Source organism: Sphingopyxis sp. MG (genome assembly GCF_002953155.1).
Taxonomy (GTDB): Bacteria; Pseudomonadota; Alphaproteobacteria; order Sphingomonadales; family Sphingomonadaceae; genus Sphingopyxis; species Sphingopyxis granuli.
Genome location: NZ_CP026381.1, coordinates 1,156,434 through 1,177,696, shown reverse-complemented (window position 1 = coordinate 1,177,696; position 21,263 = coordinate 1,156,434). Strand labels below are relative to the sequence as shown.

21 protein-coding genes, 1 tRNA gene and 1 other annotated feature are annotated in these 21,263 nt (G+C 64.5%); of the genes, 5 read left to right on the top strand and 17 right to left on the bottom strand.

The window, feature by feature from the left end:
- The first annotated feature begins 173 nt into the window (after positions 1-173).
- Positions 174-1,073 (top strand): MBL fold metallo-hydrolase, encoded by a 900-nt coding sequence (locus C3E99_RS05385; RefSeq protein ID WP_104959503.1) that lies wholly within the window; start codon positions 174-176, stop codon positions 1,071-1,073.
- Between the two features lie 146 nt (positions 1,074-1,219).
- Here C3E99_RS05385 and C3E99_RS05380 read toward each other — a convergent pair whose 3' ends face one another.
- From C3E99_RS05380 to C3E99_RS05355, 6 genes are all read right to left on the bottom strand, one after another.
- Positions 1,220-1,786, bottom strand: a complete 567-nt coding sequence (locus tag C3E99_RS05380) for a TonB-dependent receptor domain-containing protein (protein ID WP_104959502.1) — start codon at positions 1,784-1,786, stop codon at positions 1,220-1,222.
- A gap of 42 nt (positions 1,787-1,828) precedes the next feature.
- Positions 1,829-3,057, bottom strand: a protein-coding gene (locus tag C3E99_RS05375; protein ID WP_104959501.1) for an IS3 family transposase whose coding sequence is annotated in 2 segments (ribosomal slippage) — positions 1,829-2,769 and positions 2,769-3,057 — 1,230 coding nt in all. Because the reading frame shifts where the segments join, the coding sequence is not laid out codon by codon here.
- Positions 2,660-2,776: a sequence feature (AL1L pseudoknot), on the bottom strand. (Overlaps the previous gene by 117 nt.)
- 50 nt (positions 3,058-3,107) lie before the next feature.
- Complete coding sequence (locus C3E99_RS05370; RefSeq protein ID WP_104959500.1) at positions 3,108-4,835, bottom strand: TonB-dependent receptor; 1,728 nt, start codon at positions 4,833-4,835, stop codon at positions 3,108-3,110.
- Positions 4,836-5,117: 282 nt separating this feature from the next.
- Positions 5,118-6,005, bottom strand: coding sequence for an HpcH/HpaI aldolase/citrate lyase family protein (locus C3E99_RS05365; protein WP_104959499.1), 888 nt, complete (start codon positions 6,003-6,005; stop codon positions 5,118-5,120).
- Between the two features lie 21 nt (positions 6,006-6,026).
- Entirely contained in the window at positions 6,027-7,625 is a 1,599-nt protein-coding gene (locus C3E99_RS05360; RefSeq protein ID WP_067105797.1) for a GMC family oxidoreductase, read from the bottom strand.
- Between the two features lie 134 nt (positions 7,626-7,759).
- A complete protein-coding gene (locus tag C3E99_RS05355) occupies positions 7,760-8,905 on the bottom strand; it encodes an acyl-CoA dehydrogenase family protein (protein ID WP_234002612.1) in 1,146 nt (381 codons plus the stop codon).
- 307 nt (positions 8,906-9,212) lie between these two features.
- Here C3E99_RS05355 and C3E99_RS05350 point away from each other — a divergent pair, with 307 nt between their 5' ends.
- Together C3E99_RS05350 and C3E99_RS05345 are read left to right on the top strand one after the other, a co-directional pair.
- Complete coding sequence (locus tag C3E99_RS05350) at positions 9,213-9,494, top strand: hypothetical protein (protein WP_067105801.1); 282 nt, start codon at positions 9,213-9,215, stop codon at positions 9,492-9,494.
- Positions 9,491-10,384, top strand: coding sequence for an alpha/beta fold hydrolase (locus C3E99_RS05345; protein WP_104959498.1), 894 nt, complete (start codon positions 9,491-9,493; stop codon positions 10,382-10,384). Before C3E99_RS05350 ends, C3E99_RS05345 begins: the two co-directional genes overlap by 4 nt.
- A 72-nt stretch (positions 10,385-10,456) precedes the next feature.
- Here the strand turns inward: C3E99_RS05345 and C3E99_RS05340 are convergent, their stop codons facing one another.
- Genes C3E99_RS05340 through C3E99_RS05320 form a run of 5 tightly spaced genes read right to left on the bottom strand, consistent with a single transcriptional unit; the run spans position 10,457 to position 14,419 of the window.
- Positions 10,457-11,248 (bottom strand): IclR family transcriptional regulator, encoded by a 792-nt coding sequence (locus C3E99_RS05340; RefSeq protein ID WP_104959497.1) that lies wholly within the window; start codon positions 11,246-11,248, stop codon positions 10,457-10,459.
- 9 nt (positions 11,249-11,257) lie between these two features.
- Positions 11,258-12,169 (bottom strand): HpcH/HpaI aldolase/citrate lyase family protein, encoded by a 912-nt coding sequence (locus tag C3E99_RS05335; protein WP_067105807.1) that lies wholly within the window; start codon positions 12,167-12,169, stop codon positions 11,258-11,260.
- Positions 12,166-13,416, bottom strand: coding sequence for a CaiB/BaiF CoA transferase family protein (locus C3E99_RS05330; RefSeq protein ID WP_199775067.1), 1,251 nt, complete (start codon positions 13,414-13,416; stop codon positions 12,166-12,168). Before C3E99_RS05330 ends, C3E99_RS05335 begins: the two co-directional genes overlap by 4 nt.
- Positions 13,413-13,895 carry a MaoC family dehydratase gene (locus C3E99_RS05325; RefSeq protein WP_104959496.1) on the bottom strand — a complete coding sequence of 161 codons (483 nt, stop codon included), beginning with the start codon at positions 13,893-13,895 and terminating at the stop codon, positions 13,413-13,415. Before C3E99_RS05325 ends, C3E99_RS05330 begins: the two co-directional genes overlap by 4 nt.
- Entirely contained in the window at positions 13,895-14,419 is a 525-nt protein-coding gene (locus C3E99_RS05320) for a MaoC family dehydratase (protein ID WP_234002611.1), read from the bottom strand. Before C3E99_RS05320 ends, C3E99_RS05325 begins: the two co-directional genes overlap by 1 nt.
- Before the next feature lie 277 nt (positions 14,420-14,696).
- On the opposite strand from C3E99_RS05320, the gene C3E99_RS05315 reads away from it, so the two are divergent.
- A complete protein-coding gene (locus tag C3E99_RS05315) occupies positions 14,697-16,244 on the top strand; it encodes an acetolactate synthase large subunit (protein WP_104959495.1) in 1,548 nt (515 codons plus the stop codon).
- Between the two features lie 33 nt (positions 16,245-16,277).
- A complete protein-coding gene (locus tag C3E99_RS05310; protein ID WP_104959494.1) occupies positions 16,278-17,684 on the top strand; it encodes an FAD-binding oxidoreductase in 1,407 nt (468 codons plus the stop codon).
- A 142-nt stretch (positions 17,685-17,826) separates the two neighbouring features.
- Here C3E99_RS05310 and C3E99_RS05305 read toward each other — a convergent pair whose 3' ends face one another.
- The 6 genes from C3E99_RS05305 to C3E99_RS05280 all read right to left on the bottom strand — a co-directional run bounded on the left by C3E99_RS05305 (position 17,827) and on the right by C3E99_RS05280 (position 21,256).
- Positions 17,827-18,642 (bottom strand): hypothetical protein, encoded by an 816-nt coding sequence (locus C3E99_RS05305; protein WP_158682128.1) that lies wholly within the window; start codon positions 18,640-18,642, stop codon positions 17,827-17,829.
- A gap of 14 nt (positions 18,643-18,656) precedes the next feature.
- Positions 18,657-19,160, bottom strand: a complete 504-nt coding sequence (locus C3E99_RS05300) for a hypothetical protein (protein ID WP_158682126.1) — start codon at positions 19,158-19,160, stop codon at positions 18,657-18,659.
- Between the two features lie 208 nt (positions 19,161-19,368).
- Positions 19,369-19,444 (bottom strand) — tRNA-Phe (locus C3E99_RS05295).
- A 94-nt stretch (positions 19,445-19,538) separates the two neighbouring features.
- Positions 19,539-19,733: a DNA gyrase inhibitor YacG gene (locus C3E99_RS05290; protein ID WP_076075882.1), complete on the bottom strand. Its 195-nt coding sequence runs from the start codon at positions 19,731-19,733 to the stop codon at positions 19,539-19,541.
- Positions 19,723-20,691 (bottom strand): ribonuclease, encoded by a 969-nt coding sequence (locus tag C3E99_RS05285; protein WP_076075884.1) that lies wholly within the window; start codon positions 20,689-20,691, stop codon positions 19,723-19,725. The genes C3E99_RS05290 and C3E99_RS05285 overlap by 11 nt, the downstream gene beginning before the upstream one ends.
- Positions 20,684-21,256 carry a Maf family protein gene (locus C3E99_RS05280; protein ID WP_076077946.1) on the bottom strand — a complete coding sequence of 191 codons (573 nt, stop codon included), beginning with the start codon at positions 21,254-21,256 and terminating at the stop codon, positions 20,684-20,686. Before C3E99_RS05280 ends, C3E99_RS05285 begins: the two co-directional genes overlap by 8 nt.
- Between the last annotated feature and the right edge of the window lie 7 nt (positions 21,257-21,263).

Sequence of the window (21,263 nt, the reverse complement as noted above, 5' to 3'; positions counted from 1 at the left end):
GATCCTTTCCCTTCGCATGACCCTATCGCTTTCGGCGGCGGCGCAAAACGGCCCGCGCGCTTCATCGCATATGCAATGGATCGTCCGGACGCATTCGGGCACGGACCTTTCTCCGCTATCCTCGCGCGACCGGGTCCGGACGGGCCCTATTCGATCGGGTGAGGGATGAACCAATGCAAAGCTGGACAATCGGCAAGGTCAGGATCAGTCAGGTCATCGAACAGATCGTGCCCGAAGGCATACCGGGCCTGATGCCCGATGCGACGCCGGAGGCGCTGCTGGCGATCCCGTGGCTCTACCCCGAATTCATCACCGAAAAGGGCGAGCCGAGCCTCAGCCTGCACGCCTTCATCCTCGACACACCCACGAAGCGGATCATGGTCGATACCTGCATCGGCAACGACAAGGACCTGAAGATCGCGCCGATCTGGGATCAAATGCAGACCGATTTCCTGGAGAAGATGAAGGCCGCGGGGTTCCCGCCGGAATCGATCGACGTCGTCGTCTGCACCCACCTGCACCTCGACCATGTCGGCTGGAACACGATCCGGGTCGACGGGCGCTGGGTGCCGACTTTCCCCAACGCGCGCTATCTGTTCGGGCGGGTCGAATATGATTTCATGCAGGCGACCCACCACAGTCCCGACGTCGACGAAGCCTGGCGCGAATGCAACGCCTCGGTCGAGCGGGAGTCGGTCCAGCCGGTGATCGATGCCGGGCTCGTCGATCTGGTCGAGGTCGATCACCGGATCACCGACGAAGTGTTTCTGACGCCGACCATCGGCCATACGCCGGGCCACGTCTCGATCGTCGTCCGCTCCGAAGACGAAAGCGCGATCATCACCGGCGACTGCGTTCATCATCCCTGCCAGCTCGCGCATCCCGACTGGGGCACCAACGTCGATGCCGACCCCGAAATGAGCAAAAGGACGCGCTGGAAGCTGTTCACCGACGCGACCGAGGACGGCTGCCTCGTCCTCGGCACGCATTGGACGGGCGCGGGCGGCGGCACGGTCGTGCGCGACGGCGATGCGTTCCGGCTGGAGTTCGAGCCGACCGTCCGGCTGCCCTGACGCCGTATCGCTTCGGCGCCCCGCACGGCCGCCGCCTTCGGTTCCACCGATGGCGGCGGCCTTTTTTCTGGCCCCGGACGAGGCAAAAAACGGGCGCAGCCACGCATGCGGCTGCGCCCGATCAGGCTGAGAGAAGGCGACAGGCGTCAGAAGTTGAAGCGCACCATCGCCCCCCAGGTGCGCGGATCGGCAGGCGCGAAGAAATCGAGCCCGAAGAAGGTCCGGAGGTCGAGACCGTAGAGATAATAATGCTTCTGGAACAGGTTCTTGACATAGAGACCGGCGGTGATCCGATCGTTGCTCCACAGCAGTTGGGCATCGACCTTCGCATAGCCGTCCTGGTGCAGACGCTCGTTGCCGATCGGGTCGCCAGGGAAGGATTCGCGGTCGTTGAACGGCGAGAACCACTGATGTCCGGTATAGGAGACACGCGGCAGGAATTTGAGGTCGCCGTCGCCGATCCGCGCCATCGTCCAGTCGATGCCGGCCTGGGCGGTCACGTGCGGCGCGAACGGCAGCTCATTACCCGCCAGATCGACGCCGACCGTCCCGCTCGCGACATCGCGGCCGAGCACGAGCTGATCGTATTTGCTGTGCAGTAATCCCAGCGACGCGTTGAACGACAGCGCGGGCGACACGCGGCCGTTGAGCTCCAGTTCCCCGCCATAGACGGTCGCCGAACCGGCATTGCGGAGGAAGCCCGTGAAGTTGATGACTGAACCGCCCCGGGACTGCCGGAGGCCATTTGGTTTAAGTTACGCAGCCATGGAGACGTCGTCCAGCATGGCGTAGTATCGTTCTTCGGCTTCAGCGGGCGGCATATTGCCGATGGGTTCCAGCAGCCGCCTGTTGTTGAACCAGTCGACCCACTCGAGCGTGGCATATTCGACAGCTTCAAAGGATCGCCACGGACCTCGCCGGTGGATCACCTCGGCCTTGTAAAGACCATTGATCGTCTCCGCCAAGGCGTTGTCATAACTGTCGCCAACACTCCCGACCGACGGCTCGATCCCGGCCTCGGCGAGGCGCTCGGTATATTTGATCGACACATATTGGCTACCGCGATCGCTGTGGTGGATCAGCCCGCCACGGTGGGCAGGACGGCGATCATGGATGGCCTGCTCGAGCGCATCCAGGACGAAGCTCGCATGCGCCGTCCTGCTGACCCGCCAACCGACGATATAGCGGGCATAAACGTCGATGACGAAGGCCACATAAACGAAGCCTGCCCATGTCGCGACATAGGTAAAGTCCGACACCCAGAGCATGTTGGGCGCCGGCGCATGGAACTGACGGTTCACCTGATCGAGCGGGCAAGGCGCGGCTTTGTCGCTGATCGTCGTACGCGCCGGCTTGCCCCGGATTACACCCTGCAAGCCCAGGTCGCGCATCAGCCGCTCGATGGTGCATCGCGCGACGGCGAAGCCCTCGCGGTTCATCTGTCGCCAGACCTTGCGCACCCCGTAAACGCCGAAGTTCTCGGCAAAAACACGGACCACCTCGGGCTTCAGATCCCGATCGCGCCGGGCACGATCTGATAGCCTTTCAGGATCTCGTCGCTGAGCGACCCGCTCGTGGTAAGTGGATGGGGCGATCGGCAGAACCCGGCAGATCGGCTCGACCCCATAAACCTCACGATGCTCATCAATGAAGGCAGTCATCGCCTGAACGGGCGGTCGAGCTCCGCCTGGGCAAAATATGCCGACGCCTTGCGCAGTATCTCGTTGGCCTGGCGCAGCTCGCGGTTCTCGCGCTCAAGGGACTTGAGGCGATCAGCCATCTCGGTCGGCACACCGGCGCGCTTGCCGCTGTCGACCTCGACCTTCTTCACCCACTCATGAAGCGTCTGCGGAACGCAGCCGATCTTCGCCGCGATCGACACGATGGCTGCCCACCGTGATGGATGATCGCCTTCGTGATCCAGGACCATCCGTACCGCACGTGCGCGAACCTCAGGCGCAAATTTGTTCGTTGTCTTACTCATCGTAGGCCCTTCCTCTCAGGAGTTAGGGCCTCCGGCAATCCCGGGGCGGTTCAGACCTCGTTGGTCTGCTGGTTCTTGTAATCATAATAGAAAGCCGCGAGCGAATAGCTGATCGCGCCGTCGAACAGCCGTCCCTTGCTGCCCACTTCATAGGCGTTGACCGTCTCCGGCTTGATATAGTCGAGCTGTGCGACGCTGGCGTAGGCGCCGCCGTTGAACGTCCCTCCGCGATAGCCGCGATTGTAGCTGGCATAGAGGATCGCCCCGCTGTCGAACTCGTAATTGAGCGCGAGGCGGCCGGTCAGCGCGCCGTCCTTGCCATATTGGGTCGGCACCGGCTGACCGTAATTTGCCGGGTCGGTGACGGTATAGACGATCGGCTCATAGTCATAGTCGCCGAAATAGGAGAGCGCATTGCGCAGCTTCGACTTGTCCCATGTATAGCGCAGCCCCGCCGTCAGCGTGAGCTGGTCGGTCAGCTTGTAGTCGGCCTGCGCGAAGATCGCAGTCGAACGGCGATCCTGGGTATAGCGCTGGTTGATCGAGAAGCCGCCCGTCGCACCCGTCACATCGGGCGGCGCACCGAGGTCGCGCAGGAAGAAATAGAGGCCGAGATTGTTGTTGGTCCGCGTCGTATCGGTCCCGTAATAGGCACCAAGCACCAGATCGAGGCGATCGGTCGACAGGTTCGCCCGCAATTCCTGATTGAACTGGTGGGTCTTCGACGACGGCGTATAATCGAGCAGGCTGAGCGGCTGCGCGTCGGCATCATTGTCGACGAGGAAATAGCCGCCATCGTAGCTGGTCAGCGAGTGAAGCGTGAGACTGTCGCTCGCCTCGTAGGAAATCTTGCCGAGGAAGCCATAGCTGTTGGTCCGGCGCTTGCCGGCATAGCCATATTCGACCTCGTAGAAACCCAGCCCGTCGCGCGTATAGCCGGTGATCGGATTGGCTCCCGACGGCGTCGCGCCGACCGAATGGAGCGCGCCCTGGGTCAGCTTGTCCTTTGATCCATAGGCCTTCAGCAACACGTCGAGTTCGGGCACCGGCTTCCAGCGGAGCTGGACGCGGCCCGAATAGCTCGTTCCGCCGTTCGGACTGGGTTTGCCGGGAATCAGATTCCTGAATGTCGGGTCGTTGCGATCGTAGTTGGCGGCGATGCGGATGCCGAGCTGGTCTTCGACCAGCGTCGTTTCCAGCGCGGCCTGTCCATGGAGGGTGTCATAATTGCCATAGCTCGCCTCGACATAGCCGCTGCTGCCCGACAGGTCCGGCTTGCGCGTGATCATGTTGATCGCGCCGCCCGTGGTGTTGCGGCCGAACAGCGTCCCCTGGGGACCGCGAAGCACCTCGATGCGTTCGAGATCGTAGAGCTGGGCGCCCTGGCTGGTACGTGACGCGATATAGGCATCGTCGATATAGACGCCGATCGGCGATGCCTGATTGGCGGAATATTCGTTGCCGACGCCGATACCGCGCAGCGAGAAATTGGGCTGCGTCTTGCCGTAGGCGCTGTTGATCTGGAGGTTCGGAACGACCGTCGCAAGCTGGCTGCTGTCGCTGACCCCCGCGTTGGCGAGCGCGGCGCCCGTTACCGCGGTAATCGCGATCGGGACCGAGAGCATCGATTGCTCGCGGCGCTGCGCGGTGACGACGATGTCGTCACTCGAGGTCGCACGAGCGACTTCGCTCTCGTCCGAAGACGTCTGGGCATGGGCAGGTGCCGCCATGATGAGCCCCAGTGCGGCCGATTGAAGCATTATGCTTTTGGTAAGCATCGCAAAACTCCCTCCCAAATCTCATGCTTCGCGCATGGAATATCTTGTGAATGATGGAACTTCATTTTCAGAAATTCAGAGAAACGGAGCCTGAAAAGGCGAAACAACTCCTCCTCCCGCAGCGCAGGATTATTTGGAAAACAGGATGAAGAGGTTGAAAATCAGTAGGAGTCGGCAGCCCTTTTCCAACCTTCTCCACTACGAAAGCACAATCGCCTCCGATGTGCGAGTATTCGGTGCCATCCGACGCGAACTCATCACAGACGTGATGAGATGGCGCTCTCAATCGACCGATTCATCGCGTCGGCGTGCTATCGCGGCCGCTGTAGCCTGCACACGTCGCGCATCGTCGAGGTGAAGCCGTTCGACCATCTGCCCGTCGATCTGCACCACCCCCTTCCCCGCATGGTCGGGCGCATCGAAAGCGGTGATGATGCGCTCCGCCCATCGCACCTCGTCGGGGGTCGGCGAATAGACGGCATTGCACGGATCGACCTGTCGCGGATGGATGATGGTCTTGCCGTCGAAGCCCAATACCAGACCCTGCCGACACTCCGCCTCGAAGCGGTCGATATCCTGAAAATCGTTGCAGACTCCGTCGAGTACGATCAGCCCATGCGCGCGCGCCGCGATGACGGCGGAGGTCAGGATCGGCAGGAAAGCGAGCCGGTCAGGCGTGAGCGCCGCGCGCATTTCCTTCGCAAGATCGTTGGTGCCCAGAACCATTGCCGCAAGGCGCGAGCCCTCCGCGGCGGCCGCGATGGCAGGCAATGCAACAACGGCCGCGCAAGTCTCGATCATCGCCCACAGCGACAGTCCCGCCGGCGCATCGCGGAGCAGTTCCCCACAGCGCGCGATGTCGGCGGCGCTGCCAACCTTGGGCACCAACACGCCGTCCGCGCCCGAGCGCGCAGCCGCGACCAGATCGTCGCGCCACCAGGGCGTGTCGAGTCCGTTGGCGCGGATGATCAGCTCGCGGTCCCCGAAACCGCCCTCCTGCGCCGCCGCCACGGCGGCGTTACGCGCTTCTTCCTTTCGCTCCGGCGCGACCGCGTCTTCCAGATCGAGGATGACGATATCGACCGGCAGTGTCCGCGCCTTGGCAACGGCCCTGGCATTGATCGCGGGCAGGTAGAGCGCGGTGCGGCGCGGCTTGAAAGGCAATCGCATGAAAGCGTCTCCGAACGGAAGTCAGCCGGCGTCGGCCAGAATCAGGTCAGCGGCGCGTTCGGCGATCATGATCGTCGGGGCGTTGGTGTTGCCGCTGACGACATAGGGCATGATCGACGCATCGATGACGCGCACGCCCGGTATGCCATGGACGCGAAGCCGGGGATCGACGACCGCGTCGGGGCCGGTCCCCATCTTGCAGGTACCGACAGGATGCATCACGCTTTGCGCATATTCGCGGACGTAGGACAGGATTTCGTCGTCGCTCTGGAGCTGTTCGCCCGGCCCGCATTCGCGCACGACCGCATCGCCGAACGCGCCGGTAGAGGCGATGCGGCGCATCCATCGGATGCCCCGCAGCAGGGTGGCGCGATCATATTCCTCGGTCAGATAGTTGAAGCGCAGCACCGGCGCCTGCCGCGGATCCTGCGGATTGAGAGTCAGCGTTCCGCGCGATTCGGGACGAAGCAGGATCGCCACCGCCTGTACCCCCGGATAGCTGTGCATCTTGAGTTGGCCTCTCGCGTTGAAATCGAAGCTCCAGGCGCGGAAGCTGATCTGGATGTCGGGCGCCGCCGCTTCGGGATCGGTGCGGATGAATGCCGCCGCCTGCGACGTTCCGAGCGACAGCGGTCCCGACCTCGTCAGCAGGTAGCGCACGCCGTTGAGATATTTGCGCACCCCCGACAGGGTCTTGTTGAGCGACATGCCCTCGCGCGTCTCGTAGTTGACCGGGGCGCTGATATGGTCCTGAAGATTGCGGCCGACGCCCGGCAGATCGTGGACGACCGCGATGCCGTTTTCGGCGAGATGCGCCGCCGGGCCGATCCCCGACAGCATCAGAAGCTGGGGCGAATTGATCGATCCGCCGCTCAGCAACGTCTCGCGCGCATAGGCGCGGTGCTCCTGACCACCCCGGACATAGCAAACGCCCCGCACCCGCCCGTCCTCGATGATCAGGCGGCTGACCGGCGCACGATCGAGCAGTTCGAGGTTGGGACGGCGCCGCGCCGGCCGGAGGAAGGAGTGGGCCGTCGAATTGCGCCGCCCCTCGCTGATCGTGAACTGATAGAGCTGGGCGCCCTCCTGCTGCGCGCCGTTGAAATCCTCCGTCGGCGGCAGCCCGGCCGCGCGGCCGGAATCGACGAAGGCGTCGACCACCGGGATGTCATAGGAAGCACGCGCGACGCGCATCGGCCCCGTCGATCCGTGATACTGGTCGACGAAATCGAGATTGGTTTCGGCGCGCCGGAAATAGGGCAGAACGTCGGCGGCCGACCATCCCGCATTGCCCTCCGCCGCCCACCGGTCGTAATCGAACCGATTGCCGCGGATATAGACCATGCCGTTGATCGCGCTCGATCCCCCCATCAGCATGCCGCGCGGGTGATAGACGCGCCGGCCGTCCAGCGTCGGCTCCTCTTCCGAATGATACATCCAGTTGAGCCTGGGATCGGTGTAGAGGAACGGAACTCCCGCCGGGGTGCGGACCCAGAAGCTTTCCTTGTCCGGCCCCGCCTCCAGCAACAGCACCCGGTGCTTTCCGCTCTCGCTCAGCCGATTGGCGAGCACGCAGCCGGCCGAGCCGGCGCCGACGATGATATAGTCATAGTGCTGCATGATCCGTCCGCCGGACCTGTCCGGCGCCTCCCGTCATTTCGTTCGCCGGCCATGATCATCGCCGCGGGGTCCCGCGCAAGCCGGGCACCCATCTCATTACATCTGCGATGGAATGGCGCCCCGCCGCCCGCCGCTCAGCGTCCCAGCAGATGGTCGGAAATGATCCGCAGCTGGATTTCCGACGTGCCCTCGAAAATCTTGGTCAGCCGCGCGTCGCGCCAATAGCGCTCGACGGCATAATGGGTGGTATAGCCGGCGCCGCCCAATATCTGCAGCGCGTCGCTGGTGACGCGCTCTGCCATTTCGGAGGCGAGATATTTGACCATCGACGCCTCGGCATCGCAGCGCCGCCCCGTGTCGATCTGATCGCAGACATGATACATGAGCTGGCGGCATGCCTCGATCTCGGTCGCCATCCGCGCCAGCTTGAACCTTATGTCCTGAAATTCGGCGATGGGTCGGCCGAACTGCTGTCGCTCCTTGGCGTAAGCGAGCGCATCCTCCAGCGCGCCGCGCGCGAGACCGATCGAGCGCGCCGCGGTGTGCGCCCGCGCGCGTTCGAGGCCGTGCGCGATCATGTAGAAGGCCTTGCCTTCCTCGCCCAGCAATGCCGAAGCGGGAACGCGCACGCCGTCGAACGCCAGTTCCCATGTCTTCCAGCCGAAATAACCGATCTTCGGGATCGGCGACCCCTGCACGCCCGCGGGCAATTCGCCGCGCGGCTTTTCGAGAACGAAGGCCGACAGCCCCGCATGGCGGCGCTTCGGGTCGGGATCGGTTCCGGTGCGCGCGATGACGGTGACGAAGTCGGCTCCATCGGCGAAGGTGCACCAATATTTGTTGCCGGTGATGATATAATCGTCGCCGTCGCGGACCGCGCGCGTGCTGATGTTGGCGACATCGCTGCCGGCGTTCGGTTCCGACATGGCGAAGGCACCGAGATATTCGCCGCGCGCGACGCGTGGCAGCACGTCGGCGCGCCATTCCTCGCTCATGCTTTCCATGCCGATCATGCTGTTGCCGCGCGCGATCAGGCTGCCGACGCTCATCCACGCGCGCGCCAGTTCCTCGGCGACAAGGCAATATTCGAACGCGCCCAATCCCAGGCCGCCGTATTTTTCCGGCACGACGATGCCGAAATAGCCAAGCTCGCCCATCTTGCGGATCAGATCGTCGGGGATGATCCCCTGGACGGGATCGAGCCGGTTCGCGATCGGCAGCACTTCGTTCATCGCGAAATCGCGCGCGCTTTCCTGAATCATCAGGCGTTCTTCGGTCATCCACCCCATTGCCAAGCTCCCGATCTCATGTCGTGCGGCGCTGCACCGGCGCCCTCGCTTCCCGTCTATGCGGATCGGCGTCCGGGCGCCACGCGACCACCCGCTTCATCGCATGTGTAATGGAAGGGTGCACGCAGCAGGTGCGAACTCGACAGCGAGGACAAAGCGCGCAAGACAAGGGGCATCGGACAGGACGGGCGCGAACCGCCGTCGCAGGGAGAGTGTAGCCATGCCTTCGACCGAGATATTGGACGCCTTGAACGCGGACCCGTCGGTCCAGCGAAGATTGCGATTCGCAAACTGCGTCTTGCGCATCGAGACCGGCGACCGGCGTTGGCTGCTGGCGCTGCGCGACGGAAAGGTCGCATCGGCGGCGGCCGACGAGACTGCCGACGTCACGATCCGGATCGCGCCGGAGGCCTGGGCCGCGTTCCAGCAACCGGTGCCGCCGCCGGGATGCCACGACATCTATGCGATGGCGGAAACGGGCCGCGCCGACGTGACGGGCGACTTCCTGACGCTGTTTCGCTATTCCTATGTCCTCAAGGACATTCTCCAGCAACTCGCAACCGGAAGGATGTTCGGATGACCACCGTCGCACCCTGTTTCGAACCGGCCGTCGGCCGCTACATCACCATCGACGTCGAGGGGCGCCGCAACCGCGTCTATGTCGAGCAGGCCGGCGAAGGCATTCCCCTGCTCTGCCTGCACACCGCCGGTGCCGACAGTCGCCAGTATCGCGCGCTGATGAACGACGAACGGCTGCTGTCCCAATATCGGGTGATCGCCTTCGACCTGCCCTATCACGGCAAGTCGTCGCCGCCCGAAGGGTGGGAGCGCGACGATTATCTGCTGACCAGCGACCGCTATGTCGCGACGGTGATGAAGGTGATCGAGGCGCTCGGCATCGACCGCCCCATCGTCATGGGCTGCTCGATCGGCGGCCGCGCCGTCCTGCACCTCGCGCTGCGCCACGGTCCGAAGTTCCGGGCGGCGATCGGTCTGCAATCGGGGCTTCATGCCGAAAGCGTCTTCAACGCCCAATATAGCGACGAAGCGATCATGAACCGCCCCGAAGCGCACGGCGGCGAGATGTGCTCGATGCTGATCTCCGGCCTGATCGGGCCGGAAGCGCCGCACAAGGACCGGTGGGAGACAATCTGGCATTATATGCAGGGCGGCCCCGGCGTCTTTGCCGGAGATCTCTATTATTATTTCGACGACGGCGACCTTCGCAACGGGCTGGTCGCCAATATCGACACCGCCGTCTGTCCGCTCTACCTGCTCAGCGGCGAATATGATTATTCGGCGCCGCCCGAAGCGGCGGAAGAGGTGGCGCGGCACGTCGAGGGCGCAAAGTACAGCCTGATGCCGGGCCTCGGCCATTTCCCGATGAGCGAAGACCCCGAGCGCTTCCTCGGCTATCTTCGCCCCGTGCTCGATGAAATCCGTGCCCGGGAAAGCAGTGTCGCGGCTTGAGATCGGGGCAGAATCGTCTTCGAACATGAGGCCGGGGAGGTCGGCACAGGCGACGCCCGGCGGCGATACGATCTAAGGGCCAAGGATCGTATCGCGCGAACTCGGCTCCTGCTGCGGCAGCGTGATGATTTTCAGCCGTTCGCTGGCATGGCGCAGTGCATCGACGATCATGTCATGCTTCGCCTCGATCCGCTCGACGGGAATGCCGACGCCCAGCGCCATCGGCATGAAGCCGCGCGGTGCGGGCACGGTCACGGCGATCGCCCCGAATTCCGGCGTGACGTCGCCGCGGGTCTGTGTGAAACCCTGCCGCCGGATCTGCTCGATGATCGCCATGAATTCGCTGACGCCGATCCGCAGCCGATCCTCGGTCGCCTCGGCGTTGCAGCGGTGCACCCAGCGCTGGATTTCGCCGTCGCTTTTCAGCGACAGCAGCATTCGTCCGACCGACGAGGCCGTGAGCAGTTTGTGCTGCCCCGCTTCCACACGCATCCCGCGCGGCTTCTTGAGCAGGATGGTCGCGATATATTGGGCATAGGGTCCGTTCTGGAGACCCAGAAAGACGGTTTCCTGCACTTCGCGCTGAAGGTCCGACAGGATCGCGGTCAGCGATCCCGCCTGGTCGAACTCGCGGTTGATCCAGCTACCGAGCAGCGCGACGCGGATCGTCGGCGCATAGGTGCGCCGGTGCGCGTCATAGGTGATGTAGCCCAGGTCGCGCAGATTGGCGAGCAGCATGCTGGTGCTCGCCTGCGGGATCGCGAGTTCGGCCGAAATGCGCCCCACGGTCAGCGGCTGCTGTCGGCGCGAAAACAGCTCGAACAGCGCGAGCGTCCGTTCCGCCGACTTCACCGACCGTGACATGTTCCTATCCTACATCCCTATGAGCTCGGCCTTGCGCAGCGTATTGCGCGTCAGGCGCAGCACCGCAACGTCGATCATCACGCCATCGACCTGCACCGCGCCCAACCCCGCGCTTTCGGCCTCGCGATAGGCCTGCTCGATCCGGCGCGCCCGATCGACTTCCTCCCGCGAGGGGCTGAACACGTCGAGAGCGGGCTGGATCTGCGACGGGTGGATTGCCCATTTGCCGACCATGCCGAGCGCCTTGGCGCGTTCCGCTTCCTGGCGATAGGCCGCGTCGTCCTTGAAATTGGCGAACGGCCCGTCGACCGCATCGATACCCGCGGCACGCGCGGCCATGGTGATGCGAAAACGGGCATAGTGGAAGATGTCGCCCGGATAACCGTCGGTCGATCCGATATTCTTCGTCTCGATTCCCTGCGATCCCGAATAATCGCCCATGCCGAAGATCAGCGCCTCCATCCGATCCGAACAGCGGGCGATCTCCTCGACATTCTGAAGCGCCTCGACTTCTTCGATCAGAACCTCGATGCCGATCCGCCTGTCCAGCGACAGCTTCTGTTCGAGCTGGCCGAGCATGCGATCGAGGAAGATCACGTCCGCGGCGCAATAGGGCTTGGTCAGCATGATCGTATCGACATTGGCGCCGGCGCCCTCGACGATCTCGATGATGTCGCCGTGGCACCATTGGGTGGTCACGTCGTTGATGCGGACGCAGCGGGTCTTGCCGCCCCAATCGAGCGTGTTCAGCGCGTGGACGATCTTCTGCCGCGCCTCGACCTTGGCGGATGGCGCAACGGCGTCCTCCAGGTCGCAAAAGACGTGGTCCGCAGCCGAGGCGGCCGCTTTCGCCAGCATCTTTTCGCTGCTTCCCGGGACGGAGAGCTGGGAACGGCGGGCACGCGCGGGCCGCTGGGTCATTCGGAATTCCTTTCGTTGGTATCAAAGCCGGCGGCCTCTCGGCGAGCGATCAGCCCTTCGATCTCGTCTTCGGTCAGGCCCGCCTCGATCAGGCGGACGCGGGTATGTTCGCCAAGGAAAGGCGCGCGCCGGCGCACCCCACCGGGCGTTGCGGTCATCTTGACGGGCACGCCCGCCACGGTGGCGTCGGGCTGCCCCGGCTCGTCCACCGTCACGATCATTTCGCGCGCGGCGAAATGCGGATCTTCGGCGATCTCGGCGATGTTCATTACCGGGCCAAAGGGCATGCGCCCGCCGAGCCGGACGACCAGTTCCGCCTTGGTGAAGCGCCGCGTGATGTCGCTGAGGATCGCAATCAGGCGCAACCGATTGGCCGACCGTGCATCCTGCCGCGCGAAATCGGGATCGGTCGCGAGTTGCGGCGCGTCGATCGCATCGCACAGCGAGGCGAAGAAACTGTCGATATGGGCCGCCAGCGTGACGAACCCGTCCGACGCGGGATACATGCCGAAGGGGCAGAGGAAGGGATGATGATTGCCCTCCGGCCCCGAAAGGACACCGTCGAACGATCGCTGCCACACGCTGCGCTCGCACACCGCGAGCACGGCGTCGGTCATCGCGACGTCGACGATCTGCCCCTCGCCGGTCCGCCGTGCATGGTGGATTGCCGCCAGCACGCCGAAGCCCAGCATCATGCCTGGTATGATGTCGCCCACCCCCGGCCCGACTTTCGTCGGCGTCGCGGCATCGGGCCCGGTGATCGCCATGATGCCGCCCATCGCCTGCGCGACGACGTCGAACGCCGGCCAATCCTGATAGGGGGAAGCCCCGGTACGCGGGTCGCCGAAACCGCGCAGGCATCCATAGACGAGCCGCGGGTTGATCGCGCGCAGCACGTCCCAGCCCAGACCCAGCCGGTCCATGGCACCCGGGCGGAAGTTCTCGACCACGGCGTCGGCGTCGCGGACCAGCGCCTTCAGCGCCCGCACGCCGCCCTGAGTCTTGAGATCGAGGACGACGCTGTCCTTGTTGCGCCCGATGCTTTGGAAATATCCCGAAAGCTTCCTTTCGCCTGCGGCTTGCGCCCTTCCGGCCGCGGCGCGGCTCATGTCGCCTTCGGGGCTCTCGACCTTGATGACCTCTGCACCCTGATCGGCGAGCATCATCGTGCCATAGGGCCCGGCCAGCATCTGCGTCAGGTCGATGATCCGGATGTCGGACAGCGCTCCGAAACGCGGCGCGCTCACCGGTCGCCCCAATGGCTCTTGCGCTTCAGCAGCACCGTGCGCTCGACCTCGGCGACCAACTCGTCATGCTGGTTGTAGCCATAATGCTTGAAAACGACGATGCCCGCATCGTCACGATCGGCGTCGCGCTTCTCCAGCACCTCCGAACAGGCATAGAGCGTATCGCCGTGCGTGACCGACTTCGTCAGCCGGATATTGTCGAGCCGCAGTTCCGCCAGCGCATTCTCGCAGCAATCCTGCGACGCAAGTCCCAACACCATCGAGAAATTGACCCCGCCATAGGACAATATCTTCCGGAACGGCGAATTCGCCATATGATGCTCGTTGAAATGCCCCTGCGCCGTGTTCATCACCATGTTGGTGATAAGGACGTTTTCGAGCGGGGTGATCGTCTTGCCGCGCTGGTGCCGGATCGCGTCGCCGACCGAAAAATCCTCGAAATAGTTGGCTGTGCCCGTCAGGCTCGACAGCTTGTCCATCACTCCGCTCCTTCGGGAAAGCGCCGCGCGACCAGGTTCGAGCGCCGGAAGGACACGATCCGTTCGCCCGCGTCGTCGAGGCCTTCCGTCTTCCAGGTCACGATACCGTTCGCCGGATTGCTGGCGGACAGGCGCGCCTCGATCGTCTCGCTACGCGCACGCAGCGTAATGCCGGGATAGACCGGGCGATGATAGTCGAGGTCGAACACGCCCAGGAACGGCCCGCCGATCTCGCTGCAATCCTCGACCGTCAGGCCGAGCACGACGTTGAACACCAACTGCGGGTTGACCACGATGTCGGGATGTCCATGAGCGACCGCATAGCTGCGATTGAAGTAAAGCGGATTGAAGGACAGGGTCAGGGTAGAGAAGAGCATGGTATCGCTCTCCAATATCGTCCGCCCCCAATGATGATCGAATCTTTGCCCCTCGTGGAAATCCTCGAACAGCCGCCCCTTTGCCCAAAGCTCCGCTCGCGCTCGCACGTCGTTCGACACGACTTCCTTCTCCTGCTGCCGCCGCACGCTTTGCGATGCGATGTTCGCGGGAAGGCGGCAAGGTGGCAAAGCGCGTTGCGGCCTTGTCATTACAGATGCGATGAGATCGCTGCATTGCGGCGCATGGACGGGATCGGAATCCATCGCCGAAACCGTAGGCAGGCACGATATCGCCATGACGGCCGACAATTGATGCGGGAGAAGCGTGCGTTTTGCGCTAGGTCATTTCGTTGCGGCTGCCATCGGCTATCAATCGGTTCGCCACGCCCGGGACCGGCCGCGATCAAGATAAGGGGAGATATGTATGAACGGCGCCGAAGCTCTGATTGAAACCCTGGCCCAGGCAGGCGTCGAAGTATGTTTCGCCAATCCCGGAACGTCCGAGATGCAGCTCGTCGCCGCGATCGACCGGCAGCACGGGATGCGCGCGATACTGGGCCTGTTCGAAGGCGTGGTCACGGGCGCGGCCGACGGTTACGGCCGCATGGCCGACAAGCCGGCGATGACCCTGCTCCACCTCGGCCCCGGCCTCGCCAACGGCCTTGCCAATCTGCACAATGCGCGGCGGGCCGGATCGCCCGTCGTCAACGTCGTCGGCGATCATGCGACCTATCATCTGCAATATAATTCGCCGCTGACCAGCGATCTGGCGGGCGTCGCAAGGCCGATGTCCGATTGGGTCAAGGCGTCGCGGTCCGAACGCGACCTGCCGCAGGCCGGTGCCGAGGCGATGGCGGTCGCCACCGCCTATCCCGGACGCATCGCGACCCTCGTCGCCCCCGCCAACCATGCGTGGACCGAGGGCAGCGCGAGCGTCACTGCGCGCCCGGCGCAGGCCGCGCCGACGGTCCCGGCGGCGGTGATCGAAGAGGTCGCGACACTGCTTCGCGAAGCCGATGCGCCGAAAGCGATCTTCCTGGGCGGACGCGCGCTGCGCGAAGGCGCGCTCGATCAGGCCGGGCGTATTGCAGCGGCGACGGGCGCGCGCCTGATCTGCGAGACGTTCCCCGCCCGGCTGCAGCGGGGGGCGGGCCGTGTTGCGGCGGAGAGACTCCCCTATTTCGGCGAACAGGCGCAGGAATATCTGCAGGATTTCAAGGCGATCGTCTTTTGCGGCTGCGAACCGCCGGTGTCCTTCTTCGCCTATCCCGGCAAGCCCAGCCGGCTTTCGCCCGATGGCGCGCGCACGGCCCGGCTCGCCTCCGCGGAAGAGGATGCCGAACGGGCGCTGACCGATCTCGCCGACGCGCTGGGCGCCCCGGCCGAGCCAGCGCTGGTCCAGCAGGCGGGAACGCCTCCCATCGACGGCGGCCGGCTCGATCCGGTGAAACTGGGTGCGGTCATCGCGGCCGCGCTACCGAAGGACGCGATCGTCACCGACGAGGCGAACACGTCCGGCATCGCGCTATTTCCGTATACGGCGGGCGCCGCGCCGCACGACTGGCTGACGCTGACCGGCGGCGCGATCGGGATCGGCCTGCCGCTCGCCGTGGGAGCGGCGGTGGCATGCCCCGATCGCAAGGTGATCGCGCTCCAGGCCGACGGCAGCGCGATGTATACCTGCCAGGCGCTCTGGACGATGGCGCGCGAAAAGCTCGATGTCACGACGATCCTCATCAACAACGGCAGCTATGCCATCCTCAACATCGAACTGATGCGCGTGGGCGTGCAGAACCCCGGCCCCAAGGCGCTGTCGATGCTCGATCTGCGCAATCCGGCGATCGACTGGGTTTCGATCAGCGAGGGCATGGGGGTGCCGGCACGGCGGGCCACAACGTCGGAAGAGCTACGCGAAGCGCTGGACGAAGCGCTGGCCGACAAGGGACCGCACCTGATCGAAGTCCTGATCTGACCCCACCATATCCCGCCGCCAGGAGACGCAACCATGCCACAGGACGATCTGCTCGACGCCATCAGGGCCATCGCGGGGGATGGCGGCGTCATCGCCGGTGCCGAACTTGCCAAACGGCCGGGCGACTGGCTCGGTTTCTCGTCCTGCATGGCCGCCGCCATCGTCCGGCCGCGCTCGACGGACGAACTGTCCCGGATCATGCGTCTGTGCCACGCGCGGCGCCAACCCGTCATCGCCGCGGGCGGGCTGAGCGGACTGGTCCACGGCACCGACGCGGCCGGCCACGAGCTGCAGATATCGTTCGAACGGATGCGCGCGGTCGAAGCGGTCGATCCGGTCGGGCGAACGATGACGGTCGAGGCGGGCGTGCCGCTGCAGGCCGCGCAGGACGCGGCGCTGGAGCACGATCTGATCTATGCGGTCGATCTGGGGGCGCGGGGGTCGGCCACGATCGGCGGTACCGTCTCGACCAACGCCGGCGGGAATCAGGTGGTTCGCTATGGCATGACGCGCGAGAATGTCCTGGGGCTGGAAGTCGTTCTCGCCGACGGCACGGTGCTGTCGTCGATGAACCATCTGCTCAAGAACAATGCCGCCTATGACCTCAAGCAGATGTTCATCGGCAGCGAGGGGACGCTGGGCCTCGTCACCCGCGCCGTCCTGCGGTTGCATCCCAGGCCCCTGACCACCGCCACCGCTTTGCTGGCGGTGGGCGATTTCGATGGCATCACCGGGCTGCTTTCGCTGTGCAGCGGCAGGCTCGGCGCCATGCTGACCTCGTTCGAGGTGATGTGGCAATCGCATTACCGGGCGATCGCGATCGACAGCGGGCGGCACCAACCGCCCCTCCCCGCCGGGCACGCCTATTATGTCATCGTCGAAGCGTCCGGCATGGACCCGGGGCGCGACGAGACGTTCTTCACGGCATTGATGGAGGAAACGCTCGCCGGCGGACTGGCCGCCGACGCGGTGATCGCGTCGTCGGGCGTCCAGCGTAGCGCGATCTGGGGCATCCGCGAGGATATCCCCGGAATCATGGAGGCGATGATGCCCTGCGCGGTGTTCGACGTGAGCCTGCCCGTGACGGCGATGCCCGATTATGTCGCGGGCCTGACCGCTTCGGTCGACGCCGAATGGGCGGGCCAGGGCAAGCTGATGGTGTTCGGCCATCTGGGGGACGGCAATCTGCACATCAGCGTCGCTCCGCGCCCGTGGAGCGAAGAGGCGCGCCACCGCGCGGAGGAACTCGTCTATCGCCCGCTCGAAGCGATCGGCGGATCGATCTCCGCCGAGCATGGCATCGGACTGGAAAAGCGCGCCTGGCTGTCTTCATCCCGAACCCCGGAAGAAATCGCCACCATGCGACTCCTGAAAGCCGCGCTCGATCCGCTGAATCTGCTCAATCCGGGCAAGGTCCTCATCCCCGACAGCGGAGCCTGACCAATTTGTGAGGCGGATGGTCCACTTAGGGAAGGAGGCTCAGCGCGAAGCTCCCCATCCGAGCGACGGCTCGACAACTTGTTCCGGTTATTCCGGCCGATTGAAGACGATCCGCCGTGGAGAAAATTATAGGAAAAAGATACTATTCCGCCGACAATTGGCAGGCGATCTTGACCCAGGAATCGCCGCCAATCTGTGTGCATGTGTTGATGGGTATCTTTTTTCCCTTCAACAGCACAAACGCGTTCTTGAACTGGGTCGGTGTCAGGCCGAATGCCTGCTCCGTCGTGCCGATCATTCGGCTTCCAACATAAACGATTCCTCCGGCGGGCTGTGAACTGATGCGCAATTTAACGGGCTCCTGCCGACCGCTGTTGAATATCCAGTCCAGAATGCCTGGAGCGCGGATCGCCGCTTGTGATGTGGCGATGCCTCCCAACAATCCCCCGAGGCTTCCGCTTAAGATATCGCCAAAATCGGGCTGGACGCGCTCGGCGTCCGGGAGGCTTTCAAGTCCATTCCACGAAAGCCGTTTCCAACGCGGGATGCGGACGGAGACGGGGGTATTGGCAATCAAAAGCTGTTCTGGCGCACAGACGCCTTGCGGTTCGCCGTGCGGCAATAAAAACAGAATTGGTGTTTCGATGTCTGCGGGCGCGGGGTGGTTCGCGCGGATCGTGACCTTCATGATAAGGCCGTACTTCACGCCGGTTGCCGACCGATACTGGTCGACTGGCAGGACCGTATCACTGCAAATAGTGCTGGCTTGAGATTCGATGACCAGGCCGAAGAAAGCACAATTATTATCCGGGGCGGGAATGCAGTTCACCCGCTCAACTTGCCGAAACTCCTGGCTGACCGCAGTTTTCAATGCAGCTTGTCGTTCGGCATAAGATGCAACGGGCTCCTGCGCACGCGCCCCGCCACCGCATCCCCCGAGAACCGCTAGCATCGCCAAATGGCATAATCGCATCAACCGCGCCCCCCTGTGCGATATCGGCCGTCCCGATAATAATGATGGACCACGGCGGTGAAAGACAAGATCGACAGCTGGGCAAGAAGGCCTATGCCTTCCCAATAGAGCCGCGATCTCACAAGGCCGAACTCGAACGGCATCAGCGTAAGTTGGACGCCGCTGTCATAGAGAAATCGGAGGCCGGAATAAAAGGTGACAAGAGCCGCCAGCATGGATGCGATAAGCATCGCGCCCTGGAATCGCCGATATCTGGGCTTCAGCGGCTGCCGAAACAACCACAGCGCCGCAACGACCAACCCCACCGACATGGTAATCATGACCTGTGTCAAGGAGGCGAAAAGATCGATCGCCTTTTCGGATGGCCTGATGTCGACCAGAATTTCAGGGGTAGCGGCGTCAGAAAGGGCCAGGAATGAAAGCGCCAGGACCGCGAGCATGGGAACAAAAAAGGCGACGCAAGCGACTATCCATCCCCAAAGCTCGATCGTCCGTTCGCCCACAATATTTCGCCTCCCATCCCCCCTTGTTCATCATCGTTCTGCAAGTCGTCAACTGCTATTCAAGAGCATTGCATTTGGGAACGGCAGGACCACTCGACTGAAATTCTGGAAACCCGAAATCCAGGCGATGGTTCGGCGATTCGCTCAGAAAAGTTCTGGAAACCAGCCGCTTACTGGGAGATCCCGGACATTGCCTTAAAAGGCCAAATGGTGCCCGGGGGCGGGATCGAACCACCGACACTGCGATTTTCAGTCGCATGCTCTACCAACTGAGCTACCCGGGCATCGCCGCCGCGGCTGACGGCCGGGCGGGAGAGCGGCGGCTATAGGCAGGGCTTTCGATCCTGTCCAGAGCCTTTGTGGCGTCCGTCACGCCTCTCAATCTTCGCTTTGCCGGCCGCCGTCGGCGCCGCCGTCCGGGGGCTGGTCGACGGGCACCCGATAGCCTTCGCCGAACCAGGCGTTGAGGTCGCGATCGCGGCAGCCGCGGCTGCAGAAGGGCTTGTAGGCCTCGTCGCGCGGCTTGCCGCACAGCGGGCAGCGCCGCGCCCTCGCCGAACGTTCATTGGGCATGGCCCGCTCCTTTTAACTGCGCATCGGCGGCGACCGTCACGGCGCGTCCGCTCTTCTTCTGCAAGGCATCGATCCAGTGTGGATGCGCGCCGATCCATTCGGCAACGGCCGGGCGCGTCACAAGTTGCAGCGCTCCCGTCCCCACCGCGCGCCCCGCCTGTCGCAGCAGCAACGCCGCATCGGTCGCGACCGGGTCGAATCGCACCTGCTCGATCAGCGACGGCCGTTCGCGCCGCCGCACGATCTGAAGAAAACCGAAGCCGTTGACCGCGGTGCGCTCGAAAGGCTGCGGCAACAGGGCATCGATCAGCCCGTCGATCGCCTGCCGCTCGGCACGCCCGGGCAAGGACGGAAAGTCGATGCCGATCGCGCCGCCGACGTCGCAGCAGCGCACGACATGCACCGCCGCCGCCGCGCCCGCCCTGGCGAGCGCAAGAGCGTCGCCTTCGCCGTCGATGTCGATCAGCAGCATCGCCGGGGTCGCATCGACCCACAGCGCCCCGCCCGCGAAAGGCCAGTATCCCGTGCGAACGCGGTCGATCAGTTCGGACCAGCCGGCCGCTTCGAGCCGGTCGGGCCCGGTCGCGGGCAGATCAGCGACGGGAATCCCGGTGGCGGCGATCCGCGCGCGCAGGTCGGGGCCCGGCGAAAGGTGGGTGCCGTCATCCGCCAGCCGCGCGCGCGGCGGCTTGTCGCGGCCGCGCTCGCGCAGCGCCATGCGGGTGATCTCGACCGTCAGGCGGCTGCCGAGCGGGACGCCCGGCGCGGAGATCGTCGCGACCGGCTCGCCCGGCGCGTCGAGCGCCAGCCGGCCCGGTTCGACGAGCCGTGCCGTCAGGATCGCCCCGACACGCGGTCCCTCGCCTTCGCGCTCGACCCGCGCCTCGACGATGCGGCCGTCCTCGACCAGCGCGGCGCGCGCCTCGCCGATCCCGGCCTCATAAAGCCACTTAGCCAAGCGGAATGCCTGCGGCGGTCAGCAGCGCCCGCGTCTCAAAGAGCGGCAGGCCGACGACGTTCGAATGGCTTCCCGACAGGAAGCGGACGAAGATTTCGGCGCGCCCCTGGATCGCATAGCCGCCCGCCTTGCCCATGCCCTCGCCGCTCGCGACATACCAGTCGATCTCGGCAGGGGTCAGCCGCTTGAAGGCGACGACGGTGTCGGCAACGCGCCCCCGCGCCCTGCCATCGGCATCGACGACGCAGACGCCCGAATACACATGGTGCCGGCGTCCCGACAGCAGCGCCAGCATGCGGCGCAGATCCGCCTCGTCGACCGGCTTTTCCAGAATGCGGCGGCCGACCGCGACCGTCGTGTCGCCGGCGAGCACGACCTCGTCCGCCGCCCGCTCGACCGCGCACGCCTTGCTTTCGGCGAGGCGCGCGACATAGGCGCGCGGGCTCTCACCCTTCAGCGGCGTCTCGTCGATCTCGGGGGCGGCGACGCGCGACGGCGTCAGGCCGATCCGCGCCAGCAGTTCGCGCCTGCGCGGCGATGTCGAAGCGAGGACCAGATGTCGCATGGGGGCG

Excerpts from the sequence above, each read along its gene's own strand:
- C3E99_RS05385 (WP_104959503.1), top strand. The coding sequence starts at position 174 with ATGCAAAGCTGGACAATCGGCAAGGTCAGGATCAGTCAGGTCATCGAA.
- C3E99_RS05370 (WP_104959500.1), bottom strand. The coding sequence starts at position 4,835 with ATGCTTACCAAAAGCATAATGCTTCAATCGGCCGCACTGGGGCTCATC.
- C3E99_RS05365 (WP_104959499.1), bottom strand. The coding sequence starts at position 6,005 with ATGCGATTGCCTTTCAAGCCGCGCCGCACCGCGCTCTACCTGCCCGCG.
- C3E99_RS05360 (WP_067105797.1), bottom strand. The coding sequence starts at position 7,625 with ATGCAGCACTATGACTATATCATCGTCGGCGCCGGCTCGGCCGGCTGC.
- C3E99_RS05355 (WP_234002612.1), bottom strand. The coding sequence starts at position 8,905 with ATGACCGAAGAACGCCTGATGATTCAGGAAAGCGCGCGCGATTTCGCG.
- C3E99_RS05345 (WP_104959498.1), top strand. The coding sequence starts at position 9,491 with ATGACCACCGTCGCACCCTGTTTCGAACCGGCCGTCGGCCGCTACATC.
- C3E99_RS05340 (WP_104959497.1), bottom strand. The coding sequence starts at position 11,248 with ATGTCACGGTCGGTGAAGTCGGCGGAACGGACGCTCGCGCTGTTCGAG.
- C3E99_RS05335 (WP_067105807.1), bottom strand. The coding sequence starts at position 12,169 with ATGACCCAGCGGCCCGCGCGTGCCCGCCGTTCCCAGCTCTCCGTCCCG.
- C3E99_RS05325 (WP_104959496.1), bottom strand. The coding sequence starts at position 13,895 with ATGGACAAGCTGTCGAGCCTGACGGGCACAGCCAACTATTTCGAGGAT.
- C3E99_RS05315 (WP_104959495.1), top strand. The coding sequence starts at position 14,697 with ATGAACGGCGCCGAAGCTCTGATTGAAACCCTGGCCCAGGCAGGCGTC.
- C3E99_RS05310 (WP_104959494.1), top strand. The coding sequence starts at position 16,278 with ATGCCACAGGACGATCTGCTCGACGCCATCAGGGCCATCGCGGGGGAT.
- C3E99_RS05290 (WP_076075882.1), bottom strand. The coding sequence starts at position 19,733 with ATGCCCAATGAACGTTCGGCGAGGGCGCGGCGCTGCCCGCTGTGCGGC.
- C3E99_RS05280 (WP_076077946.1), bottom strand. The coding sequence starts at position 21,256 with ATGCGACATCTGGTCCTCGCTTCGACATCGCCGCGCAGGCGCGAACTG.